This is a genomic window from Actinoplanes sp. NPDC049118 (genome assembly GCF_040648555.1).
Taxonomy (GTDB): Bacteria; Actinomycetota; Actinomycetes; order Mycobacteriales; family Micromonosporaceae; genus Actinoplanes.
Genome location: NZ_JBEZDY010000021.1, coordinates 165,272 through 171,673, shown reverse-complemented (window position 1 = coordinate 171,673; position 6,402 = coordinate 165,272). Strand labels below are relative to the sequence as shown.

Genomic DNA, 6,402 nt, shown 5'->3' with positions numbered 1-6,402 from the left:
GCAAAGCCGAACACTTCCAAGGCTTCGTCGACATCGCCTGCGCCCTGCTCAGCTACCGCCGACTCCAGAAGATCACCAAATGAGACGCGCCCTTAGTCGCGGCCCCGTCCTTCAACCCCTGCGGCGGGGGTCAGCAACTCCACGCGAGGGTTCTCAACCCGTGACAGCGGAGGGTTCGTGTCGTGGGATCGTCGGCCCCTGCGGGTGGCAGCATGGCGGCTATGCCGAGCGATACGGTGCCTGCGATCCCCAACCAGTTGCGGGAGGCTTTTCTCCGCTGGGACAGCGGCGGCCGGCAGGGCCAGGAAGCCATGCGGTGGAACCGGTCCACGTGGCAGGTCACCATTCCGGAGCATCGCGAGCTGCTGGCGTCGCTGCCGGACAGGCTGGACCGCACGACCGTTGCGGAGTGGGGAGCCGGCGCGGCCGACGGCGAGGCGCAGGCGGAGCAGGCGTTCATTGCCGCGATGGCCTGGGGGTACGGGCCCGCCGGATATGGTGCCTTCCGTGCGGCGCGGGTGCTGCGGGAGAACCCGCAGGCGCCCGGGGTCCTGCGCGAGGCGGCGCAGGTCGTCCGCCGCGACGGTGGTGCGACGGCGTTCGCCTGGCTGAGGGAGCACCGGCTGCGGTACCTCGGCGTCGCCTTCGCCACCAAGTACCTCTACTTCTGCAACGGCCCTGACGCGCCGCCGGCTCTGATTCTCGACCGGCTGGTTCAGCGGTGGTTGCGCCGGCATGCCGACTATCAGGTACGGCTCGACTGGCGCGTCGGTGACTACGACCGCTATCTGGGCATGACCTACGCCTGGGCGAGCGAGTTGCGGGTCACGCCGGATGACGCGGAGTACCTGATGTTCAGCGACATGCTCACCGAGGACCCGGGAGGTAGTCCGTGGGCTCCGCAGCGTGCGAGCGGCGCCGTGGACGGGCCGGAGGACGATGAGGCCACCACGGTTCTCGAGGCCATCGACGATGCCGCCGCGATCTTCGCCGCGCTGCCGGACGTCAGCCCTGCCGACCTGGAGGACTTCGAGCGCGGCATCCGGCAGCTGCGCCGCATCGTGCTCGCCCGCACCAACTGACATCACGCCCTACCCGGCCGGCAAGGTTAGGGATCAATACCGTCACGAGTAGCTGAGCGTTCTCTGCCAGCGGGAAGCGCCGCGGATCTTCACGGCCGGGCCACTCGTCATGCCGCTCCGAGCCGAGCCTTCGCGCGTGGCGTGGGTCTTTCCGGCCCGATCGTGCCGTCATGGCCGATCTGCGAGGCCCGCGGGCCCGGGGTGATGGGGTCGAATCGCCGTCCTGGCCGAGCGCGCGCCGCGGGCGATGCTCCCGCTCTGCTCCCTCAAGGTCATTCAGTCGCAACCCGGCGTTACCGATGAGTAGGTCGCAAACGAATAGACCCCAGCGGGGAGATGGTGAGCATGACGACGGCGTCGTGGCGCAGCGGCTTGCCGCGCCGCCGCCTGCGCACCGTACGGGCCGGGGCGGCGCTCAGCATGCTCACGCCGCTCGCCTGCCTGCCCTACCTCGCCACCACCTGGTCGGCCGGGCACCGCCCGGCCATGGCGGCGGTCTGCGCGGCGATGCTGCTGCTCGCCGGCGTTGCCGTCATCCGCGCGGGCTCCGTCGAACGCTCGCGGCACCGCGCCTCCGTACAGATGTTCGGGCTCATCCTCAACGCCGCCGGATTCACCGCCCTGGGCCTGCTCGACGGCGGCGTGAACAGCCCCCTCGGCGCCCTGCTGCCGCTCCTGATCATCCTTCTGGCGGTCGGCATGCCGGTACGCCCGTTCCTGGTCGTCGCGGCACTCGGCGCGGCCGGATACTGGGGGACCGCGCTGTTCGGCGGCACCGATCAGCTCGGCTACGCGCTGATCTACACCGTTCACGTCGCGGGCATCTCGGCGCTGACCATGCGGTACTCCGCGGCGATGGTGTCGCTCAAGCGCCGCCTCAGCGACCTGTCGCGGATCGATCCGCTGACCGGCTGCCTCAACCGCCGCGGCTTCGAGGAGCGCATGACGGCCGAGCTCGCCGAGGCGGACCGCACCGGCGCCGGCGCGGTCCTGCTCCTCGTCGACCTGGACGGGTTCAAGGAGATCAACGACAGGTACGGCCACCAGGCCGGCGACGACCTGCTGGCGTGGACCGGGCGTACCCTCGCCGACCAGCTGCGCACCCACGACGCCGTGGGCCGCGTCGGCGGCGACGAGTTCGCCGCGGTGCTCGGCGGCATCGACGCTGAGGGCGTACCCGTGGTGCTCGAGCGCATGCACGCCGCACTGCGGGGCGTGGCCGCGGCCGGCATCGGGTACGCCTGCTACCCGAGCGAGGCGAGCACCCCGGCGGCGCTCAGGGAGCTCGCCGACCAGCGCGTCTACCACGACAAGGCGGAGCACGACCGGCAGGTGCCGGCGGCGGCCGCCGTCGCCGGCGCCCGCGGGGACGGCCCGCGGCGCAAGTCGGCAACGGTCGCCCGGCACGAGCGTCGCCGGCGCGCGATCACCGACTCGGGGCGGGTCAGCATCTTCACCTCCGGCATCGCGCTGTGCTACCTCGCGCTGTCCGCCACCGCCCACCCGCATCGCTGGCTGATGACCGCGCTGCTCGTGGTCTCCTGCGTCGCGGGGCTGGCCACCCTCTCGGCCTCGGGCTGGCTGAACCGGAACCTGGCCGTCGGCAAGATCATGATGGTGGTCAGCGTGGTGCAGTTCGGCCTCTGCGTGGCCGTGATCTGCCTCGACGGCGGCGTCGAGGGCGCACTCGGCTTCGGCATGCTCACCGCGATGCCGCTGGTCGCCCTGGTCACCCCGCAGGTGGGCCGTACCCTGCTGCCCCTGACGGCGGCCTGCTATCTGGCCATCGCGGTGTTCGTCGGCGTCTCCACGCCCTGGTACGTGGTCGCACACCTCGGCGGCGCGCTGGTCGTGTCCCTGGCCTTCGCCGGCCGGGGCCGCATCGCCGCGGCCCAGCGCCGCCAGCTGCGCGAGCTCTCCCGGGTCGACGTGCTGACCCAGTGCCTCAACCGGCGTGGCTTCATGGAACGCTCCTACGCCGAGCTGGCACACGCTCGGCGTACCCGCCGCGACGTGTCGATGCTCATCCTCGACCTCGACGGGTTCAAGGAGGTCAACGACTCCGAGGGCCACGCGGCGGGCGACGAACTGCTGTGCTGGGTGGGTGCCACGCTCAAGGAGCGGTTGCACCCGCACGACGTGGTGGGCCGCCTCGGCGGTGACGAGTTCATCGTCCTGCTCGCCTCGCACGCCGCCGAGCAGACCACCGACGTCGCCGACGCCCTCGCGGACGCGCTGGCGGAACGCATCGACGTCAGCATCGGCGCCGGCATCCTCGGCCGCCACGGTGCCGACCTCGACGAGCTGTACACGCACGCCGACGCGGAGCTGTACCGGCAGAAGCTGGCCCGCGGGCGGGGGCGCAGCCGCCGTCCGTCCGCACCCGGTGAGGGCCTGCTCGCCGCGTAGGCCGCCCGGCGTGTTCGCTCAGAGCGTAATCCGTCCGGCGGCAAGGCCGGCCCGGTCGCGGCTGCGTCACCGCGCGACGAATGGCTCGTTCCATCCGCGAGTAGCCGGTAGCCCAGTCGACGAGGAGCCCGCCCGCACCATGCTTCTGCTCGCTCCCCGGCCGCTGGGCGTCCGCGCGCTGCTCGCTGCCGTCGCCCTCCTCGTACCCGTGGCCGTGTTCGCCGCCCCGGCCGCCGCCCGGTCGGGTCCGCCGCTCTCCGAGCCGGCGGCCCGGCTCGCGTCCTCCCTGCACTGCACCGGCGACCCGGCCGCCAGCGCCCGCGCAGGCCGTACCCCGGTGCTTCTCATCCACGGCACCACCTCGAACTCCCGCGCCAACTTCTCCTGGAACTGGGACCGCGCCTTCGACGGCGAGCTGCGGGCACACTGCGACGTCGACCTGCCCGACAGCGGCAACAGCGACATCCAGGTCGCGGCCGAGTACGTCGTCAACGGCATCCGCACCCTGTACGCCGCCACCGGCTCCCGCATCGACCTGCTCGGGCACAGCCAGGGCGGCATGATCGGCCGCTGGGCGCTGAAATACTGGCCGGACACCCGCGGCATGGTCGACGACTACGTCTCCCTCGCGGCGTCCAACCACGGCACCACCGTGTTCGCCGCCCAGTGCGCGGCCACCCCGACCTGCACGGCGGCGAACTGGCAGCAGCGCACCGGCTCGAACTTCCTCACCGCGCTCAATCAGGGCCCGCAGACCTGGCCGGGCATCAGCTACACCCAGATCTACACCCGCCACGACGAGGTCGTGGTCCCGAATCTCGACTCGAACGGCTCGTCCTCGCTCCCGCCGGCGGGCAACGTCAGCAACATCGCCGTGCAGGAGCTGTGCCGGTTCGAGACCGTCGAGCACTTCGGCATGGCCTACGACAACGCCGCCTGGCTGCTGGGCATGGACGCCCTCACCCACCCGGGCCCGGCGAACCTGTACCGGACCAGCACCGCCACCTGCGGCCGGCCGCTGATGCCCGCGGTCAACCCGCTGACCTTCCTGTCCAACGCCTCCGCCGCGCTGGCGCAGACCGCCGCCTCCACGGCCGCCGCCGCCATCCTGCCGGCCGAGCCGCCCCTGCGCTGCTACGCCACCGCCGCCTGTCCGGGGCGGTGAACGCGGAGACGCGTCCATTGTGTGCCCGCCGGGCGGGCGTCCGGCGGCTTTGAGGCGGGCGTAAGCGCGCAGCCCTCCCCCGTCGCGACGGGGGAGGGCACCCTCAGGGCAGGTCGTGCGGGAGCTTGATCCCGTCGAGGGCATTCCCGCAGGCGCAGGTGCGCTCGGTGGGCAGCAGGCGCACGGCGTCGAGCAGGACCCGCCGGAGCCTCGTGGTGTTCTCGTGGAACACCCTGAAGACCTCCTCCTGGGTGACACCGTGACCGCTTTCGACGCCCGCGTCCAGATCCGTCACGAGCGCGATCGAGGTGTAGCAGAGCGCGAGCTCCCGGGCGAGAACGGCCTCCGGATGCCCCGTCATGTTGACGATGGTGCCGCCGATCGAGGTGAACCAGCGCGACTCCGCCCGGGTGGAGAACCGCGGCCCCTCGACGACGACCATCGTGCCGCCGTCCACCGGGCTGAGCTCCTCGCCAGCCCGAAGGACCGCCTGCCGGCCGTCGGGACAGTACGGGTCGGCGAACGAGACGTGCACCGCGCCCGAGTCGTAGAACGTCTGTTCGCGGCCGTTCGTACGGTCGATGAGCTGGTCGGGGACGACGAAGGTGCCCGGGCCGAGCTCCGGAAGCAGGCCGCCGACCGCGCAGGGCGCGATGATCTGCCGTACCCCGAGCGAGCGCAGCGCCCACAGATTGGCCCGGTAGGGGATCCTGTGCGGGGGGAAACGATGATCGCGACCGTGCCGCGGCAGGAACGCCACACGGCGCCCGCCGACCTCGGCGACGGTGATCGGATCCGAGGGCGGACCGTAGGGCGTGGACACCTGATGCTCGGTCGCGCCGTCGAGGAGCGCGTAGAGCCCCGATCCACCGATGACGCCGATGTCCGCCTCTAGGGGTCGCTCGTTCATGCGCAGACCTTATCGGTGGCCTGAAACCCAGGCTAATGTGCGATGCATGGCGTTGACCGAGGGCCTCTCGCGACAAAGGGTGGGCTGCCGTGTTCAGTGAAGAGCAGCGCATCGGAGGTCGGTCTATGGAGTCGATGACCGGTCAACTACTGGTCGCGACCCCGACCCTGAAGGACCCGAACTTCGACCGCACCGTGGTGCTGCTGGTCGCACACGAGACGGGTGGGGCGCTCGGGGTGGTGCTGAACCGGGCCACCGAGGTGCCGGTCGCCGACGTTCTCGGGAACTGGGGTGAGCTGGCGGGTGACCCGGCGGTGCTCTTCGAGGGCGGCCCGGTCCAGCCCGAGTCGGCGATCTGCCTGGCCCGGACCCGGCCCCAGGTGACGAAGCGGGTGTCGGGCTTCCACCAGGTGTCGGGAGCGCTGGGCACCGTCGACCTTTCGGCGGACCCCGACCGGCTGCGGGAAAGCGTCGCGGGGATCCGGGTGTTCGCCGGATACTCGGGGTGGTCGCCGGGTCAGCTGGAGGACGAGATCGCCGCCGGCTCGTGGTTCGTGTTCGACGCCCTGCCGGGTGACCCGTTCGTGAACAGGCCGGACGACCTGTGGGCGATGGTGCTCAGGAGGCAGGGCGACATCCTGGCGGCGGTGGCGCACTTCCCGCCCGACGTCTCGCTGAACTGAAGGGGCCTCCGCACGAGGGGGTCGGGCGGTGTGTAATATTCCGTGAGTGCCCGGGGAGTCCCGGGGACGGCAAGGGGCTGTGGCGCAGCTGGTAGCGCACCACACTGGCAGTGTGGGGGTCAGGGGTTCGAGTCCCCTCAGCTCCACCCTTGA

At 71.5% G+C, this 6,402-nt stretch carries 5 protein-coding genes and 1 tRNA gene; 5 read left to right on the top strand and 1 reads right to left on the bottom strand.

The window, feature by feature from the left end:
• Positions 1-221: 221 nt before the first annotated feature.
• From AB0B58_RS30015 to AB0B58_RS30005, 3 genes are all read left to right on the top strand, one after another.
• Positions 222-1,082: a hypothetical protein gene (locus AB0B58_RS30015; protein WP_360230343.1), complete on the top strand. Its 861-nt coding sequence runs from the start codon at positions 222-224 to the stop codon at positions 1,080-1,082.
• A gap of 345 nt (positions 1,083-1,427) precedes the next feature.
• Positions 1,428-3,491 (top strand): GGDEF domain-containing protein, encoded by a 2,064-nt coding sequence (locus AB0B58_RS30010; protein ID WP_360230341.1) that lies wholly within the window; start codon positions 1,428-1,430, stop codon positions 3,489-3,491.
• A 139-nt stretch (positions 3,492-3,630) separates the two neighbouring features.
• On the top strand, positions 3,631-4,656 hold the full coding sequence (locus AB0B58_RS30005; RefSeq protein ID WP_360230339.1) for a lipase: 1,026 nt from the start codon (positions 3,631-3,633) through the stop codon (positions 4,654-4,656).
• Between the two features lie 103 nt (positions 4,657-4,759).
• Here the strand turns inward: AB0B58_RS30005 and AB0B58_RS30000 are convergent, their stop codons facing one another.
• Positions 4,760-5,566, bottom strand: coding sequence for an S-methyl-5'-thioadenosine phosphorylase (locus AB0B58_RS30000; protein ID WP_360230337.1), 807 nt, complete (start codon positions 5,564-5,566; stop codon positions 4,760-4,762).
• A gap of 125 nt (positions 5,567-5,691) precedes the next feature.
• Between AB0B58_RS30000 and AB0B58_RS29995 the strand changes: the two genes are divergently transcribed.
• Both AB0B58_RS29995 and AB0B58_RS29990 read left to right on the top strand, forming a co-directional pair.
• A complete protein-coding gene (locus AB0B58_RS29995; protein WP_360230335.1) occupies positions 5,692-6,249 on the top strand; it encodes a YqgE/AlgH family protein in 558 nt (185 codons plus the stop codon).
• A 73-nt stretch (positions 6,250-6,322) separates the two neighbouring features.
• Positions 6,323-6,395, top strand: a tRNA-Ala gene (locus AB0B58_RS29990).
• Positions 6,396-6,402 lie beyond the last annotated feature (7 nt).

Excerpts from the sequence above, each read along its gene's own strand:
- AB0B58_RS30005 (WP_360230339.1), top strand. The coding sequence starts at position 3,631 with ATGCTTCTGCTCGCTCCCCGGCCGCTGGGCGTCCGCGCGCTGCTCGCT.
- AB0B58_RS30015 (WP_360230343.1), top strand. The coding sequence starts at position 222 with ATGCCGAGCGATACGGTGCCTGCGATCCCCAACCAGTTGCGGGAGGCT.
- AB0B58_RS30010 (WP_360230341.1), top strand. The coding sequence starts at position 1,428 with ATGACGACGGCGTCGTGGCGCAGCGGCTTGCCGCGCCGCCGCCTGCGC.
- AB0B58_RS30000 (WP_360230337.1), bottom strand. The coding sequence starts at position 5,566 with ATGAACGAGCGACCCCTAGAGGCGGACATCGGCGTCATCGGTGGATCG.
- AB0B58_RS29995 (WP_360230335.1), top strand. The coding sequence starts at position 5,692 with ATGGAGTCGATGACCGGTCAACTACTGGTCGCGACCCCGACCCTGAAG.